Annotated in this window: 20 protein-coding genes; 16 read left to right on the top strand and 4 right to left on the bottom strand. The window is 66.8% G+C overall.

Features of this window, described 5'->3' with window-relative positions; all coding sequences use genetic code 11:
- The coding region (locus BMY90_RS14685) for a transposase (RefSeq protein WP_139201766.1) at nt 1–283 on the top strand (283 nt) is incomplete at its 5' end.
- Between the two features lie 81 nt (nt 284–364).
- On the opposite strand, the gene BMY90_RS14680 is transcribed toward BMY90_RS14685, so the two are convergent.
- Nucleotides 365–1,141, bottom strand: a complete 777-nt coding sequence (locus BMY90_RS14680; RefSeq protein WP_092704990.1) for an RHS repeat-associated core domain-containing protein — start codon at nt 1,139–1,141, stop codon at nt 365–367.
- Between the two features lie 370 nt (nt 1,142–1,511).
- Nucleotides 1,512–2,231, bottom strand: a complete 720-nt coding sequence (locus BMY90_RS14675) for an AraC family transcriptional regulator (RefSeq protein ID WP_092704988.1) — start codon at nt 2,229–2,231, stop codon at nt 1,512–1,514.
- A gap of 169 nt (nt 2,232–2,400) precedes the next feature.
- Between BMY90_RS14675 and BMY90_RS14670 the strand changes: the two genes are divergently transcribed.
- The 10 genes from BMY90_RS14670 to BMY90_RS14625 all read left to right on the top strand — a co-directional run bounded on the left by BMY90_RS14670 (nt 2,401) and on the right by BMY90_RS14625 (nt 14,511).
- On the top strand, nt 2,401–3,342 hold the full coding sequence (locus tag BMY90_RS14670; RefSeq protein ID WP_092704986.1) for a proline racemase family protein: 942 nt from the start codon (nt 2,401–2,403) through the stop codon (nt 3,340–3,342).
- Complete coding sequence (locus BMY90_RS14665; protein ID WP_092704985.1) at nt 3,339–4,439, top strand: NAD(P)/FAD-dependent oxidoreductase; 1,101 nt, start codon at nt 3,339–3,341, stop codon at nt 4,437–4,439. The genes BMY90_RS14670 and BMY90_RS14665 overlap by 4 nt, the downstream gene beginning before the upstream one ends.
- The gene (locus tag BMY90_RS14660; protein WP_092704983.1) at nt 4,436–4,684 is read left to right on the top strand and encodes a (2Fe-2S)-binding protein; all 249 of its coding nucleotides are present in this window, start codon (nt 4,436–4,438) and stop codon (nt 4,682–4,684) included. Before BMY90_RS14665 ends, BMY90_RS14660 begins: the two co-directional genes overlap by 4 nt.
- Complete coding sequence (locus BMY90_RS14655; protein WP_092704981.1) at nt 4,677–5,960, top strand: NAD(P)/FAD-dependent oxidoreductase; 1,284 nt, start codon at nt 4,677–4,679, stop codon at nt 5,958–5,960. The genes BMY90_RS14660 and BMY90_RS14655 overlap by 8 nt, the downstream gene beginning before the upstream one ends.
- Before the next feature lie 11 nt (nt 5,961–5,971).
- Nucleotides 5,972–6,877, top strand: coding sequence for a dihydrodipicolinate synthase family protein (locus BMY90_RS14650; protein ID WP_092704980.1), 906 nt, complete (start codon nt 5,972–5,974; stop codon nt 6,875–6,877).
- A gap of 1 nt (nt 6,878) precedes the next feature.
- The gene (locus BMY90_RS14645; RefSeq protein ID WP_092704978.1) at nt 6,879–8,486 is read left to right on the top strand and encodes an aldehyde dehydrogenase family protein; all 1,608 of its coding nucleotides are present in this window, start codon (nt 6,879–6,881) and stop codon (nt 8,484–8,486) included.
- Nucleotides 8,483–9,688 (top strand): M24 family metallopeptidase, encoded by a 1,206-nt coding sequence (locus BMY90_RS14640; protein ID WP_092704992.1) that lies wholly within the window; start codon nt 8,483–8,485, stop codon nt 9,686–9,688. Before BMY90_RS14645 ends, BMY90_RS14640 begins: the two co-directional genes overlap by 4 nt.
- Nucleotides 9,689–9,693: 5 nt before the next feature.
- Nucleotides 9,694–11,424 (top strand): DUF885 domain-containing protein, encoded by a 1,731-nt coding sequence (locus tag BMY90_RS14635; protein WP_092704976.1) that lies wholly within the window; start codon nt 9,694–9,696, stop codon nt 11,422–11,424.
- A 124-nt stretch (nt 11,425–11,548) separates the two neighbouring features.
- Nucleotides 11,549–13,675 (top strand): prolyl oligopeptidase family serine peptidase, encoded by a 2,127-nt coding sequence (locus BMY90_RS14630; protein WP_092704974.1) that lies wholly within the window; start codon nt 11,549–11,551, stop codon nt 13,673–13,675.
- A 50-nt stretch (nt 13,676–13,725) separates the two neighbouring features.
- The gene (locus tag BMY90_RS14625) at nt 13,726–14,511 is read left to right on the top strand and encodes an energy transducer TonB (protein ID WP_092704972.1); all 786 of its coding nucleotides are present in this window, start codon (nt 13,726–13,728) and stop codon (nt 14,509–14,511) included.
- 15 nt (nt 14,512–14,526) lie between these two features.
- Here the strand turns inward: BMY90_RS14625 and BMY90_RS14620 are convergent, their stop codons facing one another.
- On the bottom strand, nt 14,527–15,477 hold the full coding sequence (locus BMY90_RS14620; RefSeq protein WP_092704970.1) for a GlxA family transcriptional regulator: 951 nt from the start codon (nt 15,475–15,477) through the stop codon (nt 14,527–14,529).
- Between the two features lie 127 nt (nt 15,478–15,604).
- On the opposite strand from BMY90_RS14620, the gene BMY90_RS14615 reads away from it, so the two are divergent.
- The 5 genes from BMY90_RS14615 (at nt 15,605) to hemC (ending at nt 20,390) form a co-directional block, all read left to right on the top strand.
- Nucleotides 15,605–16,264, top strand: a complete 660-nt coding sequence (locus BMY90_RS14615; RefSeq protein WP_092704968.1) for a cysteine hydrolase family protein — start codon at nt 15,605–15,607, stop codon at nt 16,262–16,264.
- A 198-nt stretch (nt 16,265–16,462) separates the two neighbouring features.
- Nucleotides 16,463–17,134 carry an alpha/beta hydrolase gene (locus BMY90_RS14610; RefSeq protein ID WP_092704966.1) on the top strand — a complete coding sequence of 224 codons (672 nt, stop codon included), beginning with the start codon at nt 16,463–16,465 and terminating at the stop codon, nt 17,132–17,134.
- A gap of 27 nt (nt 17,135–17,161) precedes the next feature.
- Nucleotides 17,162–18,250, top strand: a complete 1,089-nt coding sequence (locus BMY90_RS14605) for a sensor histidine kinase (protein ID WP_092704964.1) — start codon at nt 17,162–17,164, stop codon at nt 18,248–18,250.
- The gene (locus BMY90_RS14600; RefSeq protein WP_008213568.1) at nt 18,228–18,932 is read left to right on the top strand and encodes a LytR/AlgR family response regulator transcription factor; all 705 of its coding nucleotides are present in this window, start codon (nt 18,228–18,230) and stop codon (nt 18,930–18,932) included. The genes BMY90_RS14605 and BMY90_RS14600 overlap by 23 nt, the downstream gene beginning before the upstream one ends.
- Before the next feature lie 540 nt (nt 18,933–19,472).
- Nucleotides 19,473–20,390 carry a hydroxymethylbilane synthase gene (hemC, locus tag BMY90_RS14595; protein WP_092704962.1) on the top strand — a complete coding sequence of 306 codons (918 nt, stop codon included), beginning with the start codon at nt 19,473–19,475 and terminating at the stop codon, nt 20,388–20,390.
- Between the two features lie 223 nt (nt 20,391–20,613).
- Here hemC and BMY90_RS14590 read toward each other — a convergent pair whose 3' ends face one another.
- Complete coding sequence (locus tag BMY90_RS14590) at nt 20,614–21,426, bottom strand: DUF481 domain-containing protein (RefSeq protein ID WP_008215366.1); 813 nt, start codon at nt 21,424–21,426, stop codon at nt 20,614–20,616.
- Nucleotides 21,427–21,537: the final 111 nt, after the last annotated feature.

Genomic DNA, 21,537 nt, shown 5'->3' with positions numbered 1-21,537 from the left:
GCTGGAGCAGCGCGGAATCAAGCCACACATCGCGCGCAACACCTCGGGCCGGCGTAGCGCCATCGATGCGCGCAAGGCGCGCGGCAAGGGGTACGCGATGAGTCTTCAGGTACGCAAGCGCATCGAGCAGGGTTTTGGCTGGATCAAGACTGTTGGCGGGCTGGACAAGTTGCCGCTGGTATCGCTGCCCAAGGTGCGTGGTTGGGTGACGTGGACGTTTGCGGCATACAACCTGATCCGACTCGGCGGCATTGGCGAGTGGTGGAATCCATCGCCAACGTGAGCCGCGACGGGAGGCGTGCGCCCGGAACCTGGAAAAGGGTCTTCACCCAAACGGACATGCACCTGCAGCGATAGAAAAACTCTATCGCTGCAGCTTTGAAATCGACATTCTCAACAGCCTGTTAGATCCTCCTTGACCCATAAATAGCGCATTGTTTGCATCCTTAGAAGCAATTTTATCGGTAGTCAAAAAAACACGCCCGGAACTGTCTGGTTTAATCACTCCAGAAGACTTTATAGCAGAAGCTCCTTCAGCATCCGTGTAGTGATACAGAGTCCCTGCATCTTTAGCGACATCTTCAGTTACCTCGGCGACCCCTTTGGCGACATTAGCCGCCTCCTCACCTTTGCCAAGCGTCGCGATGGTGACGGCCGCCATGACTATATTGCCGGTGCCAGCACCCGTACCTTTATCAGCCACTTGGCTAACCGGCTCTGCACCGAGGGCACTCCACACCGCCCCTGCAAATGCCCAACCATAAGTTGCTAGATGATTTCCAGCATTAGCCGAGGCCTGGGCATTCTCATCGATGATCTCGCCAACGCTATCGCGCCCATCCGGATCGGTGCGATTGATCGGATTATTGTCCGCATACGCATACCGATTGAAACTGTACACATTCCCCGGGCTCACCCCCACCGGGTCCGGGCTCAGGAAACGACCGCCACTCGGGTCATCGTACCGCTGCTGCATATAAACGAGCCCCGTCTCCGGGTCGTTCACATGCCCCGTATATCCCGGTCCATTCGGCGCCGTGCCCAGCGCGATGCTGCCATACGGCGAGTAATCGAACCGGGCGGTGATGTGGCCCTGCGCATCAGCCTCGGCCAGCGGCGTGCCTGCGGGTCGGTGACACATACGTCACCGTGCCGGCATGGGCCGTGACCACCTTGAGCAGCCCTACCAAGCAAAGCCCCACCCACTTGAATGTCATCGTGCGCATCTCGCCTGCCTCCCTGTCAATCAATCCACGCTCGCGGTGACCCAGGCGCTCCAAGCGGAACACTCCGCTCCACTGCACGCGCGCACGCTGACGGGATACACAATGCGGCGGCAGAGGAATTCGTTCTGCCAGTGCTCTCCAATCACTACCATCGTCGCCGCCAGCACCCGTCGTTGGTGAATTTGTCGATGTGCGATGGAAGCACAGTGCAACCGGCCGGGATGACGACGCACGCGCATTCCTTACCTCACCACTACTGGCGAAATGCAGTCTGCGGGTGCCAGCTCAGTCGACCTGCGCCACATCCCCGCGCGAAATCATGCTGCGATAGTCACGTGGCGTCATGCCTACGGTGGCCTTGAATTGGCGTGCGAATGCGCTCTGGTCGCCGAAGCCGCAGGCCTGGCCTATCGCGGCCACACTGCTGTTGCCAGCGAGCAGGCGCATCGCCGCTTCGATGCGTAGCTTGGTCAGCAGTTGTTGCGGGGTGAGCTGGAATACGCGGCGGAAATACCGTTCGAGCTGGGCCACGGAGACATCGGCCAAGCCGGCCAGCGTTTGCACGCGCACGTTCTCCGCGTAATGGTCGTTCAGGTGATCGAGCACGCGGCGCAGGCGCAGGTAAATGGGGTGTTTGCCATCCGGCTGGCCCAGGTCGCGCGAGATGCCCAGCACGCCGCGGATTTCGTCGTGCTCGCGCAGCGGACGCTTGCAGGTCAGGCACCAACCGGGCGCGCGGTTGGGGAAGATGTGCATCTCAAGCTGGTTTTCCACCGTTTCGCCCAGCAGCACGCGCTGGTCCTGCCGCGCGTAGGCACTGCCCAGTGCCGCCGTGAACAGCTCGGTTACGCTGCGTCCGATCACTTCGTCGCGCCGTTTCAGGCCGAGCCGGCGCACCAGGGTGAGGTTGGCGTGGGTGTAGCGGCCGGCGGTGTCCTTGATGAAGAACACCACGTCCGGCAATGCGTCCAGCAGCGCTTCCAGTTCGCTGGCTGGCACCAGCATCGGCGGGTGGGAATCGATACCGCCAACTTGGTCGACGACGCCCCGACCCGTGCCATCGGAAGCCGGTCGAACCGGAGATTTTCGCGCCTTGGCCATTGTGCTGACTTCCGCATCCAGTAACGAGAAACGCTGCTAGACCATACCCGATCCGCAGGCCGATGATGACGCCATGCACAGCATCGACATCATCGACTCGCACACCGGCGGCGAACCCACCCGGGTCGTCGTGGGCGGATTCCCGCAACTGCAAGGCACGACCCTGCGGGCGCAGCGGCAGGCTTTCGCCGAGCACCACGACCACTGGCGTCGCGCCGTGATCTGCGAGCCGCGCGGTTCGGACGTGATGGTCGGTGCGTTGCTGCTGCCGGCGCGATCGGCCGATGCCTGCGCCGGCGTGATTTTCTTCAACAACGTCGGCTATCTCGGCATGTGCGGCCACGGCACCATCGGCGTGGTGCGCACGCTGGCGCAGCTGGGTTGTATCACTGCTGGCCGACATCGGCTGGAAACACCGGTGGGCACGGTCGACGTGGAATTGCACGACGACAACCGCGTCTCCATCGACAACGTGGAAAGCTATCGGCACACCGCGAACGTGTGCGTGGACGTGCCCGGCTACGGCCGCGTGTGTGGCGACGTCGCCTGGGGCGGCAACTGGTTCTTCATCACCGGCGACGTGCCGCTGCCGCTGGACCTGGCCCACCAGCGCGAGTTGAGCGCGTATACCGAAGCGATCCGCCACGCATTGGAAGCGGCGCATGTCACCGGCGCCGACGGTGCCGAGATCGACCATATCGAGCTCAGCGGAGCATCGCCCACAGCGGGCGTGCATTCGCGCAATTTCGTCTTGTGCCCCGGCATGGCCTGGGATCGCTCGCCATGCGGCACCGGCACCAGCGCCAAGCTGGCCTGCCTCGCCGCCGACGGCAAACTTGCCGCGGACGAAACATGGCGACAGGAAAGCATCCTCGGCAGCGTGTTTGAGGGCCGCTACACGCCAAGCCCGCGCGGCATCCATCCGCACATCACCGGCATCGCGTACATCACCGCCACGGCCAATCTGTTGATCGACGACAACGATCCCTTCGCGTGGGGCTTCGGCCACCCGTGAGCCACTTCGACCTCATCGTCGTCGGCGCCGGCATCATTGGCGCGGCCTGCGCCGATGCGGCCACGGCGGCGGGGCTGCGCGTGGCCATCGTCGAACCGGGTCCGATCGGCGGCGGCTCCACCGCCGCGGCAATGGGGCATCTGGTGGCGATGGACGACGATCCGGTGGAACTGGCGCTGTCGCGTTATTCGCTACAACTGTGGGAAGCCTTTGCCGATCTGGCCGAGGCGGAATTCAGCCGTTGCGGCACCTTGTGGGTGGCGCGCAACCCGCAGGAAATCGGCGCCATCGACACACGCATTGCGCGACTGGCCGCGGCCGGCATCGAGGCGCGCGCCGTCGATGCCGACGAGCTGTATCGACTCGAACCGCTGCTGGCGCCCGGCATGGCCGGTGGCCTGCGGGTGCCCGGCGACGCGGTGGTCTATCCGCCACGGGTGGCGCTGCATCTGGTAAAGCGCGCGTGCGCCCACGGCGCAACTCTGCATCACGGGCGCCGCGTGCTCACGCTGGGCGATGGCGCGGTGACGCTGGATGACGGCAGTCGCCTGGTAGGCCCGGTGCTGGTCGCCACCGGCTGTGCGCTGCCGCAATTGCTGCCGGAGCTGCCGATGCGTTCGCGCAAGGGGCACCTCGTCATCACCGACCGCTATCCCGGCCTGCTGCATCATCAGGTGCTGGAACTGGGCTACGCCGACAGCGCGCATGGTGATGCCGACAGCAGCGTGGCCTTCAACGTGCAACCGCGACCGACCGGGCAGATCCTGATTGGTTCGTCGCGCGAATTCGGCGACGGCGACAGCGCGGTGTCGCCGCCGATGGTGCAACGCATGCTGCAACGCGCGTTCACCTTCATGCCGGGCTTGCGCGACTTGCAGGCGCTGCGCACGTGGACCGGTTTTCGCCCCACGCCGATCGACGGTCGGCCCTACCTGGGCGCAGTACCCGGCTATCGCGACGTGTGGGCCGCCGCCGGCCACGAAGGCCTGGGCGTGACTACCGCATTGGGCAGCGCGCGCTTGTTGATCGACCTGTTGCGCGGCGACACCCCGGCGATCGATCCCGCGCCGTTTGCGCCATCGCGGGTGACGACATGAGCGGCGACCTGATCCACCTGTGCGTCAATGGCCAGTCGGTGGCGGTGCCCGAAGGCGCCAACGTCGTCGCCGCGGTGGCGCAGGTGACCACGCGTTTCCGCCGTTCGGTGCATGGCGAACCACGCGCGCCGCTGTGCGGGATGGGCGTGTGTTTCGAATGCCGCGTGCGCGTGGACGGCCACGCCAACCTGCGCGCCTGCATGACGCCGGTACGCGAAGGCATGCAGGTGCAGACCGATGACTGAGCGCTACGACGTGCTGGTGGTGGGCGCCGGCCCGGCCGGCCTGGCGGCGGCACAAGCGGCGGCCAGCCATGGGCGACGCGTCGGCGTGATCGACGCGCAGGCGCGACCCGGTGGCCAGGTCTGGCGTCACGACATCGCGAAGCCACCGACCCGCGCCGCGCAAGCCGCCATCGCGGCGATCGATCACGTCGAGCTGCTGGCCGGCCACACGGTGATCGCCAGCGAAGGCCACACGCTGCGCACCGAATCCGCGCACGGCGCGCACGACCTCGAATACAGCGCACTGATCCTGGCCACTGGCGCCCGCGAATTGCTGCTGCCATTCCCCGGCTGGACGCTGCCCGGCGTCACCGGCGCCGGCGGTCTGCAGGCGCTGGTCAAGCAGGGCTGGCCGATCACCGGCAAGCGCGTGATTGTCGCGGGCAGCGGACCGCTGCTGCTGGCCGCCGCCGACAGCTTGCGCACGCACGGTGCCCAGCTGTTGGGCATCCACGAACAGGCCCCGGCGCGCACGATGGCCGCCTTCACCGCGCAGCTTTGGCGCTGGCCCGAGCGCGCCATGCAGGCACTCGGCCTGCGCGCCCGGCTGGCCAGCGTGCCTTATCGCTTCGGCTCGCATGTGCGCGCGGCTTTCGGCCGCGAGACGCTGGAAGCGGTCGAGATCGTCGGTCCGCACGGCGTACAACGCGTGGCCTGCGACCACCTGGCCGTCGGTTACGGCCTGGTTCCCGATACCGGACTCGCGCGTTTGCTCGGCTGCGCATTGCAGGACGGAGCGGTGCACCCTGGCGTGCGCGTCGATTCGTTCGGTCGCACCAGCGTGACGCATGTCTTCGCCGCTGGTGAAGCCTGCGGCATCGGTGGTCTGGCCGTGGCGCGCATCGAAGGGGCCATCGCTGGTCATGCTGCTGCCGGCGACGATGCTTCAGCGACCGCACTGCTACGGCGCCGTACTCGCGCGCGCCGTTTCTCCGGGTTGCTGGCGCGCAGCTTTGCGCTCGTCCCGCACCTGCACGCACTGGCCACGCCGCAGACCACGGTATGCCGTTGCGAAGACGTGCCACTGGGCGCACTGGACGATTTTTCCGACACCCGCGCCGCGCGCCTGGCCAGCCGCTGCGGCATGGGCGCCTGCCAGGGCCGCATCTGCGGCAGCGCATTGGCCGAACTGGGCCGCTTCATGCCGGCCGGCAGCGGTCGCCCCCCCTTGTTTCCCGCCCGCCTGGACAGCCTTGCGGCATCCGCCGGCGACCTTTCCGTTACTGCTGATTGTTGAGGTAGATATCCATGAATCCGACTTCGCTCTGGCGCGGTGTGCTCCCCGCCATCACCACGCCGTTCGCCGCCGACGGCACGGTCGACCACGCCTTCCTCGCCACGCATGCCCGCACCATGATCGATGCCGGTTGCGTCGGCATGGTGCCGCTGGGCTCGCTGGGCGAAGCGGCGACGCTGGGCTTCGAGGAAAAGCTGGCGATCATGCGCACGCTGGTGCAAGCGCTGGGTGATCGCGCGCCGGTGATCCCGGGCATCGCCTCGCTGTCCACCGACGAGGCCGTGCGCCTGGCACGCGAAGCCAAGACGATCGGCTGCCGCGGCCTGATGGTGTTGCCGCCCTATGTGTATTCCACCGACTGGCGCGAGATGGGCGCCTACGCCAGCGCGGTGATCGGCGCCACCGACCTGCCGTGCATGCTCTACAACAACCCGCCGGCCTACAAGACCGACTTCCTGCCCGCGCAGATCGCCGAACTCGCCGCCGCCCATCCGAACCTGCAGGCGGTGAAGGAATCCTCCACCGACGTGCGCCGCATCACCGCCATCCGCCATCTGCTGGGCGACCGGCTGGAGTTGCTGGTGGGCATGGACGACGCCATCGTCGAAGGCATCGCGGCCGGCGCCACCGGCTGGATCGCCGGCCTGGTCAACGCCTATCCGAAGGAATCGGTGAAGCTGTTCGAGCTGGCCCGCGCCGGTGACAGCAAGGCCGCCGACAAGCTGTACCAATGGTTTCTGCCGCTGCTGCGGCTGGACACGGTGCCGCGCTTCGTGCAGCTGATCAAGCTGGTGCAGGAGCAGGTCGGCCTGGGCAACGAGCGCGTGCGCGCGCCGCGGCTGCCGGTGGAAGGCGACGAGCGGGCACAGGCGCTGGACGTCATCCGCCACGCCATTGCCACCCGTCCGGAGCTTTGAGATGGGCGTTACCGAACCGGTGCTGATCGCCGGGCAATGGCAGGCGGCCCGCGATGTCTGCGGCAGCTTCCGCGCCGAAGACCCGAGCCACGGCGAGCCGATCGGTCCGGCGTTTCCGGTTTGCGGTGGCGCCGACATCGAGGCGGCCGTGGCCGCCGCCTGCGAGGCCGCCGCCGCATTGGCGGCCGCCGCACCGGAACGCATCGCCGCGTTCCTGGACACCTATGCCACGCTGATCGACAAGGACGCCGAAACCTTGGTGGCGCTGGCCCACGCGGAAACCGCGTTGGCGGCGCCGACCCGGCTGGCCGGCAACGAGTTGCCACGCACCAGCGACCAGTTGCGCCAGGCGGCCAAGGCCGCCCGCCGTTTCAGCTGGACGCAGCCGGTGATCGACACCACCAAGGGCCTGCGTGCGCATTACGCGCCGCTGGGCAAGCCGGTACTGGTGTTCGGCCCCAACAACTTTCCGTTCGCGTTCAATGCGGTGTCCGGCAGCGACTTCGCCTCGGCGATCGTTGCGCGCAATCCGGTGATCGCCAAGGCGCATCCGTCGCATCCGGCGACCAGCAAGCGATTGGCCGAACTGGCGCACGAGGCCTTGCACGCCTGCGGCCTGCCGCTGGCCAGCGTGCAGTTGCTGTACCACTTCGACAATGCGCTCGGCCTGCAACTGGCCGGCGACGCCCGGCTGGGCGCAATCGCCTTCACCGGCAGCCGCAGCGGCGGCATGGCGTTGAAGGCCGTGGCCGACCGTGCCGGCGTGCCGATCTACGCCGAGATGTCCAGCGTCAACCCGGTATTCCTGCTGCCCGGTGCGCTGGCCGAACGCGGTGCCGCGCTGGCGCAGGAATTCTTCAGCTCGTGCACGATGGGCAGCGGCCAGTTCTGCACCAACCCGGGCATCGTGATCGTACCGATGACCCCGGCCGGCGACGCCTTCGTCGCGGCGGCTGTCGAACACTTCGCCACGGCGGCGCCGAACGTGCTGTTCGCCGGCAACGTGCGCGACCGGCTTGAGCAGGCGATCCGTGCGCTGCGCGATGCGGGCGCCGAGCTGCGTGCCGGCGGCGCACCGGGCGATGGTCCCGGCCACCACTACGCCCCCACCCTGCTCAGCGTGGATGAAGCCATCTTCCTTGCGCACGCTGATGCGCTGCAGGGCGAAGCGTTCGGGCCGGCCAGCCTGCTGGTGCGCGCCTCCGGCGTGGAGACCATGGTGGCGATCGCCGGCTGTTTCGAAGGCAACCTCACCGGCACCCTGTATCGCGCCGCCGATGGCAGCGACGACGACGCGTGGCGGCAAGTGGCCGCGGTGCTGCGTCCGCGCGTGGGCCGGTTGTCGTGCAACAAGATGCCGACCGGCGTCGCCGTCAGCCCGGCAATGAATCATGGTGGCCCGTACCCCAGCACCAGCCACGCCGGCTTCACCGCCGTCGGCATGCCGGCGGCAATCCGCCGTTTCGCCGCGTTGCATTGCTACGACGGCGTGCCCGACGACTTGCTGCCGGTGGAATTGCGTGACCGCAACCCCGGTGCCATCCCGCGCCTGGTCGATGGCCAATGGACCTGCGCCAACATCATGCCGTCGACGGGAGCCACGCCATGAGCGGCCAGATCGGCGGCAGCAGTCTGGCCGCGGCGATGGATTCCCTCGTGCCGTTCGAACCGCGCGCCAAGCCCATCGACGACGCGGAATACCAGCAGCGCATCGAACGCGCCCGCGCCTTGCTGCGTCAGCACGATGGCAACGCGCTGCTGCTGACCGCCGGTGCCTCGTTGCGCTACTTCAGCGGCATTCCGTGGGGCGCCAGCGAGCGGCTGGTGGCGCTGCTGATCACCCTCGACGGCGACCCGCTGGTGTTCTGCCCCGCGTTCGAGAAAGGCTCGCTGGACCATGCGCTGCGCATTCCCGCCGGGCTGCGCCTTTGGGAGGAACACGAGGACCCGCAGGCACGGGTCGCAGCGGCATTGGCCGAGCGCCACGCCGACCGCCTGGCGCTGGATCCGGCCGCACCATTCGTGGTGTCGACGCGATTGCGCGCCGTCGCGCCGCAGATCCGGCTGCTCGATGCCAGCCCGATCGTCGACGGTTGCCGCATGTGCAAATCGCCGGCCGAGTTGACGCTGATGGCACAGGCCACGGCGATGACGCTGCAGGTGCAGCGGCTGGCCGCCAGCGCCATCCACGAAGGCATCGGCACCGGCGAGCTGAAACAGTTCATCGACCACGCCCACCGTGCACTCGGCGCCGACAACGGCTCGACCTTCTGCATCGTGCAGTTCGGCGAGGCCACCGCGTACCCGCACGGCATTCCCGGCGAGCAATACCTGCGCGAGGGCGAGCTGGTGCTGATCGACACCGGCTGCAGCGTGCAGGGTTACCAGTCCGACATCACGCGCTGCTACATCTTCGGCCAGCCCGACGCCGAGCAGGCGCGCATCTGGTCGCTGGAACAGGCCGCGCAACAGGCCGCCTTCGCGGCGGCGCGTCCCGGCGCCACCTGCGAGTCGGTGGACCAGGCCGCGCGTGCGGTGCTGGAAGCCGCCGGGCTCGGCCCCGACTACCGCTTGCCCGGCCTGCCACATCGCACCGGCCACGGCTGCGGCATGAGCATCCACGAGATGCCGTACCTGGTGCGCGGCGACCGCACCGTGCTGCAGCCGGGCATGTGCTGCAGCAACGAACCGATGATCGTGGTGCCGGGCCGTTTCGGCGTGCGCCTGGAAGACCACTTCCACATCACCGAGGACGGCGCCGCCTGGTTCACCCCACCCTCGCCGGCGATCGACCAACCCTTCGCGGAGTAGTTGCCATGACCACCACGCCCGCCCCGACCAGCGTCCCGCCGAACGAAGCCGGCGCCCGCCTGCGCGCGCTGTACGAACGCGAGTGGGCGTGGCGGCGCGAACAGTTCGCCGGCTTCGATGACGAGGACGGCGAAGGTGCTCCCGCCGATCATCTGCCGCGCGTGGATGCCGCCACTCAATCGCAGCGCGAGCACTACTGGCGCGACGTGCTCACCCAGCTCGACGCGCTCCCGCTCGACCAGCTGGGCGAACGCGACGCCACCGATTTCGCTGTCTACCGCGCACAAATCGAAACCCTGCTGAGCCAGCAACAATTCCGCTGCTGGGAAATGCCGTTCAACAGCGACAGTGCGTTCTGGACCGACCTCGGCTTCACCGCGCGACGCGCACGCCACGACGCGGACGACTACGAACGCTATCTCGGCCAGTTGCACGACATCCCGCGCTACTTCAATGAGCACATCGCCAACATGCGTGCCGGGCTGGCGCGCGGCTTCAGCGTGCCGCGGGTGACATTGACCGGCCGCGAGCAATCGATCGCGCAAGTGCTCGACACCGCGTGCATCAAGGACAACCTGTTCTACACGCCGTTCCGCACGATGCCCGCGAATATCCCGGCGGACACGCAGGCGCATCTGCGCGAGCGCGCCGCCACGGCCATTCGCACGGTGGTGTTGCCAGCGCACGCGAAGCTGCTGGATTTCATCCGCGACGAGTACCTGCCGCAGGCACGCGCCACCCTGAGCGCCGAGGCGATGCCCGACGGCGCCGCGTTCTACCGCGCGCAGATCCGCCGCTTCACCACGCTGGATATGGCGCCGGAAGCCATCCACACGCTGGGCCTGCAGGAAGTCGCGCGTTTGCGCGAGGAGATGCTGGCCACCATCACCCGCACTGGTTTCAACGGCGGCTTCGAGTCGTTCCTGCACTACCTGCGTACCGATCCGCAGTTCTACCCGCAGACCGGCGAGCAATTGCTGCGGCAGGCGGCATGGATCGCCAGTCGCGTGGACGGCTGCATCGAACGCTACATCGGCCGGCTGCCACGCCGGCGTTTCGCGATCGAGCCGGTGCCGGCGGAACTGGCACCGTTCTACACCAGCGGTCGCGGCGGTCCGGGCATGTATCTCCTCAACACCCACGACCTGCCTTCGCGACCGCTGTACGCGCTGACCGCGCTGACCCTGCACGAGGCCTCGCCCGGACACGCGCTGCAGATGCCGCTGGCCGCCGAGCTGGATGGCCTGCCGGCGTTCCGTCGGCTCACCCACATTTCCGCCTACATCGAGGGCTGGGCGCTGTACTCGGAAAAGCTGGGCGTGGAAATGGGCCTGTACGAAACCCCGTACGACCACTTCGGCTACCTCGCCTACCAGGCCTGGCGTGCGTGCCGGCTGGTGGTCGACACCGGCCTGCACCACCTCGGCTGGAGCCGCCCGCAAGCGTGCACCTACCTGCGCGAGCACACCGCGCTCAGCGAGCATGAAGTCCGCACCGAGGTGGACCGTTACATCGCCTGGCCCGGCCAGGCGCTGTCGTACTACCTTGGCGAGATGTGCATCGTGCAGGCGCGCGCGAAGGCAGAACAGGCACTCGGCCCGCGCTTCGACCTGCGCGCCTTCCACGACGCCGTGCTGGCGTCGGGATCGGTGCCCCTGCCCGTGTTGGAACAGCACATCGACCGCTTTATCGCCAACGGCGGTCGCTCGCCCTGGGCTGATGCCGCTTCGCATTGAACATCAGGCGCGCCATGATCCGGGCATCCACATCGACGGCCATCGCCGCTTGCATCGTATGGACGTCCAAACGCAAACACCGAACACATCGTGTTTTCCTGCCATCCCGCCGCGGAGAATTCTCATGCGTCTCGCCCTTTCCATCCTCTTGCTGGCCTGTGCGTCGATGCCGATCGTTGCAGCCCCAGCCATGAAACCCGGCAGCACCCGGGCCGCGCCGCAGCCGCCGGCCACACCACGCCACACGGCTTCCAGCACCTTGCACGGGGTCACCGTGAACGACCCTTACCGCTGGCTGGAAAATCCGGAGGATCCCGCCGTGCTGGCGTGGATCAAGGCGCAGAACGCCTACACCGACCAGGTGCTGGCGGCGATGCCCGACGGCAAGGCGATGAATGCGCGCGTGCAGCAGCTGGCGATCACCTCCACCACGCGCTCCTCGCCGATGCTGGCCGGCGGCACGTTGTTCTACATGCAGGAAACCCCGCCGCAACCGCAACCGCAGCTGATCGCGCAGCCGTGGCCCGACGGCCAGCCGCGCGTACTGGTGGATCTCAACGCGAACGGCGGCAACACCGCCATCGTCGCGTACTGGCCCTCGCCCAGTGGCCGCTATCTCGCCTACGGCACGGCGGTGGGCGGCAGCGAGATGACCACCATCCACGTGCTCGACGTGGCCAGCGGCAAGGTGCTGCCCGATGCCATGCCGTGGGCCGGTGGCGGCGCCACCCCGCAGGGACTGGCATGGGATGCCGACGAAAAGGGCTTCACCTATGTGCGCCTGCCGCCACCGCCGGCCGGCCACGAAGTGAAACCGTTCCACGCCGCGCTGCTGCACCACACGCTCGGCGAGCCGGCGACACAGGACACCGTGGTGTTCGGCAAGGACTTCTCGAAGATCGCCGAATACCGCCTGCTCACCTCGCCGGGTGCGAAGCGACTGGCCGTACTCGCCAACGTGGGCGACGGCGGCCCGGCCGAGGTCTACCTGCGCGAGGGCAAGCACTGGACCAAGGTACTGGGCGACGCCGCCAACGTGCGCACCGCGGCATGGGTGGGCAACCGCCTGCTGGTGGCGAGCTTTGCCAACGCGCCGCGCGGCAAGCTGCTCGCCGTCGATGATCACGGCAACACCACCGAAGTGCTGGGTGAACGCAAAGGCGCCGTGCAAAGCATCGAGCCGATCGCTGACGGCTTCCTGCTGGTGCGCAGTTGGGGCCCGGACTGGTGGGTGGAGCAGTACGCCGACAACGGCCAGTTCGTGCGCCGCCTGCCCTTGCCTGCGCACGGCATCGGCATCGGCGGCATCGCCGCCGAACACGGCCAGGATCGCGCATTGATCAGCTACAGCGGCTGGACTTCGCCCTCACGCTGGGTGGAATACGACGCCAGGGCCGGCACGCTGAAAACCGTGTTCGAGGTGAAGGCTGCCGCCGATTATTCCAAGGTGCACACGTACCGCATCGACGGCACCTCCAAGGACGGCACGAAGATTCCGGTGACCGTGCTGGCGATGCAGGGCGTCGACCCCGACGGCCATCGTCCCACCATCCTGTACAGCTACGGCGGCTTCGACCTGCCCGTGGTGCCGCACTTCGTCGGCGCCGAGATGGCGTGGCTGGAGCGCGGCGGCGTGCTGGCCTTCGCCAACATCCGCGGTGGCAACGAGGACGGCCAGAGCTGGCATGCGCAAGGCCAGGAACTGGACAAGCAGAACGTGTTCGACGACTTCCACGCCGCCGCACTCGCCCTGTTCGACACGCACTGGACCGACCGCCAGCACCTCGGCATCCTCGGCGCAAGCAATGGCGGCCTGCTGATGGGCGCCTCGCTGGTGCAGCATCCGGGCGACTACCGCGCAGTGGTGTCGCTGGTCGGCATCTACGACATGCTGCGCCACGAGACGAACTTCTCCAATGGCGCATACAACATCCCCGAATACGGCAGCATCGCCAACGCCGCGCAGTTCAAGGCCACGCTGGCTTACTCGCCGCTGCAGAACGTGAAAGCGCACACCGCGTATCCGGCCGTGCTGATGACTACCGGCGCGAACGACCCGCGCGTGGCACCGTGGCAATCGCGCAAGTTCACCGCCGCCCTGCAACGCGCCAGCAACTCGGGACAACCCATCCTGCTGCTGACCCGCATGAACGCCGGCCACGGCTTCGGCGCCCCGTTCAGCCAGCGCGTGGGCAACACCGCGATCATGCTGACCTTCTTCGCGCAGGAGCTCGGTTTACCGGCCAAGTAGGCATGCCATGCTCGCAGTATAGTGACCCTCGATACATGCCTGGGGGATCCATGAAACGAATTGCATTGCTCCTAGCTGCAGGCCTGCTGGTCATGTGGCAATCCAGCGTTTGCGCACAGCAAGCGCGCGCGGCTGAGTTCACCGTCGGCGCCATCGTCAATGCGCAAGGCGCCGTGACGAAGACGGAAGCGGAACCAAGCGTAGCCCCCGGTATTGCCGGCGTACTCGACCAGGCCATCCGCTACTGGCGTTTCGCACCGGTCCAACGCAATGGCAAAGGTGTGCCCGTGCACACATTCATCACTGCCCGTCTGGACGTCTTGCCGGCGGCGGGGGGCAAACTCGACCTGAAGGTCAGCTACCTACGGCAAGGGCCGAAAACCAGCCTGTTCAAGGCACGTCCAAGCTATCCACCCGAGGCGATGCGAACGCGTCTGCAGGGCCTGGTCCTCTTGCTCGGCACGTTGCCCGCACATGGCAACGCGGTTGTCAGTTTGGCCAAATGCGCCGAGAGGGATTGCAATCTATTGCGGCACAGCGTCGTTGACTGGTTCCAGCATGGAACCTGGACTCCGGAAACCATCGACGGCCAGCCGGTGTCGGCACAGGCCCGCGCCTTCGTCACCTTTCGTCTGATACCGGTCACCGCAGTAACGCACAAGCCATTGGCTCAGGAGGCAGGGATCACACATGAGGAACGCGCCTTACTTCACCAATATGGCTTTACCGACAATGACGTCAGGGCAGGTGTTAATCAGCTGGTCCTTTCCAGCGTTCTGAAACCACTCATGGTCCGCCCCGTCGTGATGCATTTGGGGCCAGACGACCACAGTTAGCTTGGTGGCGTTGCGTCAGCCACCCCGGAACTCCCGTCGGTACATCGATGGCGTCGTATTGAAGGCCACGCTGAAGTGATGGCGCATCGACAGTGCGGAACCGAAACCGGCGCGCTCAGCGATACGCTCGATCGATTGCGCGGTGGTTTCCAGCAGCCGCTGAGCCAGCATCAAGCGCTGGCTCAGCAACCACTGGGTTACGGTGGTGCCGGTGTGCTGGCGGAAATGCCGGGTGAAGCTGCGTCGGCTCATCGCCGCGCGTGCGGCAAGTGAGTCGAGACTATGTGCCGTGTCCAGATGTCGCGCAGCCCATCCCAGCGTCTTCGACAACGGACCCTCACTGGTTGCAGCCAACACGGGCTGCTCGATGTATTGCGCCTGGCTGCCCTGCCGATGCGGTGGCACCACGAGCGTGCGGGCAATACGATTGGCCACTTCGGCACCGAATTCGCGACGCACGACATGCAGGCAACAGTCGATACCTGCGGCGGTACCTGCCGAGGTGAGCACGTTACCCTGGTCCACGTACAGCACGCCCGGATCGACCTGCACCTGCGGAAAGCGTTGCGCAAACTGCTCGGTCCAGCGCCAGTGCGTGGTGGCGCGCCGACCATCAAGCAGGCCCGCCTCAGCCAGTACATAAGCACCCAGGCACAAGCCCACCACCAGTGCACCGCGCCGATGTACACGCTGCAAGGACGCGAGCAGCGGCGCCGGCGCCGGCTCGTGTGCATCACGCCACGAGGGCACGACCACGATCTGCGCGCGCTCCAGCTCGCGCAGGCCATGGTGGGTGCCGATGGTAAAACCGGCATGGCTGCGCAACTCGCCCGATTCGGCCGCACAGACGCGCACGTCGAACAACGGCTCGGCGCCAGCCGCTTCGCCGAACACCGCGCACGGCACCGACAGATGAAACGGCCGGATATCGTCGAATGCCGCAATGGCCACCTTGACCAACGCCATGACATGACTCCTGCTTTATGGCCCGATTCTAACTAATTATGTCATTTGGGCCACTCTCCAGTGGGCCTTCACCGGCGGATCATTTGCTCACCGGGGCAACCGTCCCAAGCATCCGAGACATATCGCCATGAGCCAGACCCACACCCAGCATCCGGGCACACCACGTCGCGCGCTGGTCGTTATCGATGTGCAGAATGAATACGAGACCGGCGGTTTGCGTATCGAATATCCACCGATAGCCGACTCGCTGCAGAACATCGGCAAGGCGATGGATGCCGCGCACGCCGCCGGCGTTCCGGTGATCGTGGTCCAGGAAACGTCGCCCGCCGATTCGCCACTGTTTGCCATCGACTCGCACGGCTGGAAGCTGCACGAAGTGGTCGCCAGCCGCCCGCGCGACCACTACCTGCGCAAGCTGCTGCCCAGTGCATTCAGTGGTACCGACCTTGCCGACTGGCTCAAGAGGCACGACATCGATACCCTCGCCGTGGTCGGCTACATGACGCACAACTGCAACGACACCACGATCAAGCACGCCTTCGATAACGGCCTGCAGGTGGAATTTCTGATGGATGCATCCGGCAGCGTGCCCTACGCCAATCGTGCCGGCATCGCCACGGCCGAGGAGATCCATCGCGTATTCGCGGTAGTGGAGCAGTCGCGCTTTGCCGCCGTGATGCGCACCGACGAATGGATGGCCCACGTCGCCAACGGCACGCTGCCGGAACGCGATACCATCCACGCTTCGCACCAGCGCGCGCGGGCATCGACTGCCGCGATAGCCTGACGTTCGCTGCCCTTTACTGTGTGGAAGCAAGGGAGGACCGAGGTCAGCCCGCCCTGCGGCAAGCCAGGTTACCCCCCCTCCCAGCCTTCCCCTGCATGCAGGGGGAGGCGCGCGGGCCTCAGGCGCATTGAAACCTCCCCGGCAGAGCTGGCTTCGACAAGGCATTAAGCTGTGCGTTTCCCTGCAGCGATACCCGCCATGTCCGAACTCCTGCCCGCCATCGAACACGAAACCGCGTCGAACCCCACGCACAGCATCGTCTGGTTGCACGGCCTGGGGGCCGACGGCCATGACTTCGCGCCGATCGTGCCGGAGCTGGTGGCGCCGGAGTGGCCGGCGCTGCGCTTCGTGTTTCCGCATGCACCCACGCGACCGGTGACGATCAACGGCGGCATGCCGATGCGGGCGTGGTACGACATCGCCGATTTCGAGCTGCACGCGCGCCAGGACGAGGCCGGCATGCGCGCCTCGATCGAGGCCGTGGAAACGCTGCTGGCGCGCGAGAACGCGCGCGGCGTGCCGGACGAGCACATCGTGCTGGCCGGCTTCTCGCAGGGCGGCGCGATCGCACTGGCGGCCGGGCTGCGCCATCCGCGCCGGCTAGCCGGCATCGTGGCGTTGTCCACCTATCTGGTGCTGGGCGATTCGCTGGCAGCCGAACGCAACGCGGCAAATGCGGCAACGCCGATCTTCCAGGGCCACGGCACGTTCGACCCGGTGGTCGTGCCGCCGCGTGGCGCCGATGCCCGCGCGCGCCTGGAAGCGCTGGGCTACGCGGTGGATGCGCACACCTACCCGATGGCCCACGCCGTCTGCGCCGAGGAAATTGCCGACTTGCGTCACTGGCTGGGCCAGCGGCTCGCCGGCTGAACCTTCCGCTGCGGCATACTGCGCCGCATGAGTGAACCCGCCCGCCCACGCGCCGAACGCAATCCGTTGCCGGACTTCTGCAGCCTGCCGGCGCTGTTCGCGTTGTTCGTGGTCGGCGCGCTCACCGTGGCGGTGATGTGGCTGGCGCCGGACGGCGCGCGTGACTGGCGCGCCTTCACCATCGGCATGGCCTTCGTGGCATGGCTGGCGCTGCTGCTGGCGGTGGCGCTGTGCAAGCTGTCGCCGTACCTGCAACGGCTGCCCGGCTATGGGCCGTATGCCGGCGTGTGGCTGCTGATGGTACTGATCGTGGTGCTGGCCAGCGCGGTCGCACGCTGGATGGACAGCGCGCTGCAACTGGAGCTGATCCACGGCGGCAACCTGCGCTTCATCGGCGACAACGCGCTGATCGCCGCGTTGCTCGGCGCCGCCATGTTGCGCTACTTCTATGTGCTGGCGCAGTGGCAGGCACGGCTGGCGGCGGTGACGCGCGCGCAGGTGGAGGCGCTGCAGGCACGCATCCGGCCACACTTCCTGTTCAACAGCATGAACACGGTGGCTGCGCTGGTGCGGGTGGACCCGGCCGCCGCCGAACGCACCATCGAAGATCTCTCCGAACTGTTCCGCGCCGCGCTGGGCCAGCACGAAACCCGTGACGGCACGCTGGGCGACGAGCTGGCCTTGGTGGAGCGTTATCTGGCCATCGAGCAATTGCGGCTGGGTGAACGCCTGCGCGTGCGCCGCGAACTGGACGAACTTCCGCGCGACTTCCCGTTGCCGCGCCTGCTGCTGCAGCCGCTGGTGGAGAACGCCGTGCGCCACGGCATCCAGCCGCTGCGCGAAGGCGGCGAGGTGATCCTGCAGGGTCGACGCGAAGCACGCGCACTGGTCATCGTGATCGACAACCCGCTGCCCGCCACGCCGGCGCGCACCGGCAATGGCCACGGCCTGGACAATGTGCGCCAACGCATCGCCTTCCGTTACGGTACGCGGGCACAGGTGCAGGCCGGTCCGCAGGGCGACCGCTTCGTGGTGCGTTTGCACTTGCCGCTGGACGACAAGCAACACACGTTGAATCAAGGGGGAAACGACGATGCGCGTACTGATCGTCGATGACGAACCGCTGGCCCGCGCGCGGCTTGCCGCCCTGCTGGGCGAATGCGACGGCACGGATATCGCCGGCAGTGTCGGCGACGGCGACGCCGCGCTCGACGCACTCGGCGAACTGCAGCCCGACCTGCTGCTGCTGGACATCAACATGCCTGGCCTGGACGGCACCGCGCTGGCGGCACGGCTGGCCGGACGCGCGCGCCCGCAGGTGGTGTTCTGCACTGCCTACGAAAACCATGCGCTGCATGCGTTCGAGCTGGGCGCGGTGGATTACCTGCTGAAGCCGGTGCGGCTGGAACGCCTGCGCGAAGCCGTGCAGCGTGCACGCCAGCGGCTCGACGCCACGCCACGCGAGCCATCCGGCCATCTGCACGCACGCGTGCGCGGCGAACAGGTGCGCGTGGCGCTGGACGAGGTGATCTGTCTGCTCGCCGAGGAGAAATACGTGCTGGTGCGCCACACCGGCGGCGAACTGCTGATCGATGAATCGCTGCGCCAGCTGGAAGACGCCTACCCCGACCAGCTGACCCGCCTGCACCGCAACTGCCTGGTGCCCACGCCACGCCTGGTTGGTCTGAAAAGCCTGCCTGACGGCCGCGTGCTGGCACGTCTCGCCGGCACTGATCTCAGCCCCGAAGTCAGCCGGCGCAACCTGCCGGCGGTGCGCAAACTGCTGCGCATGGGCTAGGCGCCCCGCATAACTCCGTTGAATACGACATTCCGGCGGCTCTCAGCGGCCGAAGGGCCGGTCAAGCCGGAATCCAGCGACTTCAGGCCGTTGAAAAACCAAGGACGCTGGATTCCAGCTTTCGCTCACTGCTGTCCGGAATAATCCTGGGATGTCGTTCGAGAGTGAATACCCGCGCCGTTTGCGCGAGATGCAACAAGGGGGCGACTCCATTTCTGGCAGCGACCACCTCTCCGGCTCGTCATCCCGGCGCAGGCCGGAGGCGCCTTTCAACAGACGGCTGTCTGGTCATCAAGTAGCGATCACGCCTGTCCAAGCCATACGGCTACTGGATTCCGGCCTGCGCCGGAATGACGAGCGAGGGTGCGGTATCGATACAAGTCATGTGGAACCACAGGGCTCAAAATTATTCCGGACAACAGTGAGCCTTCGCTGGAATGACGATGTCTTCGAGGCTCCCGGGCGCGGCAACACGTCGCCCGCGGGCGTGAGCTGATTGCGCGACAATACCGCCCTGTCCTGTTTCGTCGCGGAGTCGCCATGTCCCCCACCACCTTGCGCATCGCCACCCGCCAGAGCGCGCTTGCGCTGTGGCAGGCCGAACACGTGGCGTCGCTGCTGCGTGCGGCGCATCCGGACCTGCGCGTGGAACTGGTGCCGATGACAACACGCGGCGATGAAATCCTCGACAAGCCGCTGGCGGCGATCGGCGGCAAGGGGCTGTTCCTCAAGGAGCTGGAAGTGGCGATGCTGGACGGCCGCGCCGACCTGGCCGTACACAGCTTGAAGGATATGCCGGCGGAACTGGAAGCGGGCTTCGCGCTGCCGGCGATCCTGCCGCGCGCCGACCCCGCCGACGCCTTCGTCAGCAACACCTCCGCGGACCTGGCCGCGCTGCCACAGGGCGCGCGCGTAGGTACCTCGTCGCTGCGCCGGCAGGCGCAGTTGCGCGCCGCGCGGCCCGACCTGCAATTGCTCGACCTGCGTGGCAACGTGGGCACGCGACTGGCCAAGCTCGACAACGGCGACTACGACGCGATCGTGCTGGCCTGCGCCGGGCTGGAACGGCTGGGCCTGCACCAGCGCATTCGCAGCCGGCTGGTGGCACCGGCATGGCTGCCGGCCCCGGGGCAGGCAGCGATTGTCGTCGAGGCACGCGTGCAGCGCGCCGCGGTGCACGAGCGGCTGGCCGTGCTGGACGATGCCGAAACGCGCCTGGCGGTGAGTGCCGAGCGGGCGATGAACCACGCCCTGGGCGGCAGCTGCACGGTGCCGGTCGGCGCATGGTGCACGGTGGCCGAACACGGCCTGCACCTGCGCGGCATGGTCGGCGAGGCCGCCACCGGTCGCCTGCTGCTGGCCGAAGCCACCGGTACGCACGACCAGCCCGAGGCCCTGGGTCTACAAGTCGCCGAGATGCTGTTTGCGCAAGGCGCACGCGCCTTGCTGGAAGGCTGAAGCCATACATGCGCGACAGGTTTTTCGCGCTCTACGCGGACAAGCGCCGGTTCAATCCATTCCGGGCGCACCCCTTGGGGCTGCAGCAACGAGTGTAGGAGCCCGCTCGCGGGCGATGCTCTTGGTGCGGGGGCACGGGAAAGCATCGCCCGCGAGCGGGCTCCAAAAGCATCGCCCTGGCCTGACGGCGGCAAGGCGGCATCTACGAGGCGCTGCCGCCCGGTCAGATGTTGTAGACGATATTGGTGGTGGCCAGCGTGTCGGTCTTCTTCACGCCCGGCAGCACGGTGCTGTGATGGCGCACTTCGTAACCCACCTTCAGCGACAGCTTCTTGGTCATGCTGACGTTGAGGCCGGCATCATCCTGGAAGTACTTGTCCTTCGAGCCCGCTTCCATCAGGAACGTGTTCTCGAACGAGGTGTTGGCGGTGAGCCGGTACTTGTAGTTGACCAGGCCACGTGCAACCACTTCCTTCTGCCGATCCTGCGTGTACGGGTGGCTGACGCCGTTCACCGTCACGGTGGTGTCGGCCGGCTGGTATTCCTTGAAACCGGGACCGATTTCGAACGACAGCTCGGTGCGCTGCGTCTTCAGGGCGATATAGCCGTAGCCGATCGAGACGATCGCCTGCCAGCGGTTGGCGCCGAAGTCGTCATGCTCGTAACGGCCCGCGCCCACGATGTAGCTGCGCGGATCGAGCTTGTAGCCCACCGACGCGCCGCCGTCGTAGCGGTTGGCGGTGGTGTTGTACTTCTTGTAGGTGGTGCCGTCGGGATTCACCACCTTCACCTGGCTCTTCGAACGCAGCGCGTCGAGGAAGAAGCTGTTCTTCCACTGCGCGTTTTCCTGGTTCAGACCCAGCTTGGCGTCCAGGTTCTGCGAGCGCGTGTTGCCGGTGGTGGAGGCAAAACCGAGCTCGCCCGAGCCCGTCCAGTCGCCGTTGGCAGGAACATTGGTGCCCGGTGCATCCTGGGCCTGGACGGCAAAGCAGCCGAGCGAGGCGAGGACGAGACTGGCAAGCAGGATCTTTTTCATGGGGTAAGGTCCCTTATTGTTAAAACAATGTTGGATGAGCACCATAGCTGGATGGCTTGAATCCGCCGTGAACAATCCCGGCAAGGCGTTTATCTGGCGGCCAGCGAGCCG

This window comes from Rhodanobacter glycinis (assembly GCF_900114325.1).
In the GTDB taxonomy this organism is placed as follows: domain Bacteria; phylum Pseudomonadota; class Gammaproteobacteria; order Xanthomonadales; family Rhodanobacteraceae; genus Rhodanobacter_A; species Rhodanobacter_A glycinis.
The sequence above is the reverse complement of the archived record's forward strand: the minus strand, read 5'-3'. Positions and strand labels throughout refer to the sequence as shown.

What these genes read in the sequence shown, in the direction of transcription:
- BMY90_RS14620 (WP_092704970.1), bottom strand. Translation starts at nt 15,477, where the DNA reads ATGGCGTTGGTCAAGGTGGCCATTGCGGCATTCGACGATATCCGGCCG.
- BMY90_RS14600 (WP_008213568.1), top strand. Translation starts at nt 18,228, where the DNA reads ATGCGCGTACTGATCGTCGATGACGAACCGCTGGCCCGCGCGCGGCTT.
- BMY90_RS14655 (WP_092704981.1), top strand. Translation starts at nt 4,677, where the DNA reads ATGACTGAGCGCTACGACGTGCTGGTGGTGGGCGCCGGCCCGGCCGGC.
- BMY90_RS14605 (WP_092704964.1), top strand. Translation starts at nt 17,162, where the DNA reads ATGAGTGAACCCGCCCGCCCACGCGCCGAACGCAATCCGTTGCCGGAC.
- BMY90_RS14590 (WP_008215366.1), bottom strand. Translation starts at nt 21,426, where the DNA reads ATGAAAAAGATCCTGCTTGCCAGTCTCGTCCTCGCCTCGCTCGGCTGC.
- BMY90_RS14630 (WP_092704974.1), top strand. Translation starts at nt 11,549, where the DNA reads ATGCGTCTCGCCCTTTCCATCCTCTTGCTGGCCTGTGCGTCGATGCCG.
- BMY90_RS14625 (WP_092704972.1), top strand. Translation starts at nt 13,726, where the DNA reads ATGAAACGAATTGCATTGCTCCTAGCTGCAGGCCTGCTGGTCATGTGG.
- BMY90_RS14650 (WP_092704980.1), top strand. Translation starts at nt 5,972, where the DNA reads ATGAATCCGACTTCGCTCTGGCGCGGTGTGCTCCCCGCCATCACCACG.
- BMY90_RS14660 (WP_092704983.1), top strand. Translation starts at nt 4,436, where the DNA reads ATGAGCGGCGACCTGATCCACCTGTGCGTCAATGGCCAGTCGGTGGCG.
- BMY90_RS14645 (WP_092704978.1), top strand. Translation starts at nt 6,879, where the DNA reads ATGGGCGTTACCGAACCGGTGCTGATCGCCGGGCAATGGCAGGCGGCC.
- BMY90_RS14680 (WP_092704990.1), bottom strand. Translation starts at nt 1,141, where the DNA reads ATGTGTCACCGACCCGCAGGCACGCCGCTGGCCGAGGCTGATGCGCAG.
- BMY90_RS14610 (WP_092704966.1), top strand. Translation starts at nt 16,463, where the DNA reads ATGTCCGAACTCCTGCCCGCCATCGAACACGAAACCGCGTCGAACCCC.
- hemC (WP_092704962.1), top strand. Translation starts at nt 19,473, where the DNA reads ATGTCCCCCACCACCTTGCGCATCGCCACCCGCCAGAGCGCGCTTGCG.
- BMY90_RS14675 (WP_092704988.1), bottom strand. Translation starts at nt 2,231, where the DNA reads ATGCTGGTGCCAGCCAGCGAACTGGAAGCGCTGCTGGACGCATTGCCG.
- BMY90_RS14635 (WP_092704976.1), top strand. Translation starts at nt 9,694, where the DNA reads ATGACCACCACGCCCGCCCCGACCAGCGTCCCGCCGAACGAAGCCGGC.
- BMY90_RS14640 (WP_092704992.1), top strand. Translation starts at nt 8,483, where the DNA reads ATGAGCGGCCAGATCGGCGGCAGCAGTCTGGCCGCGGCGATGGATTCC.
- BMY90_RS14670 (WP_092704986.1), top strand. Translation starts at nt 2,401, where the DNA reads ATGCACAGCATCGACATCATCGACTCGCACACCGGCGGCGAACCCACC.
- BMY90_RS14615 (WP_092704968.1), top strand. Translation starts at nt 15,605, where the DNA reads ATGAGCCAGACCCACACCCAGCATCCGGGCACACCACGTCGCGCGCTG.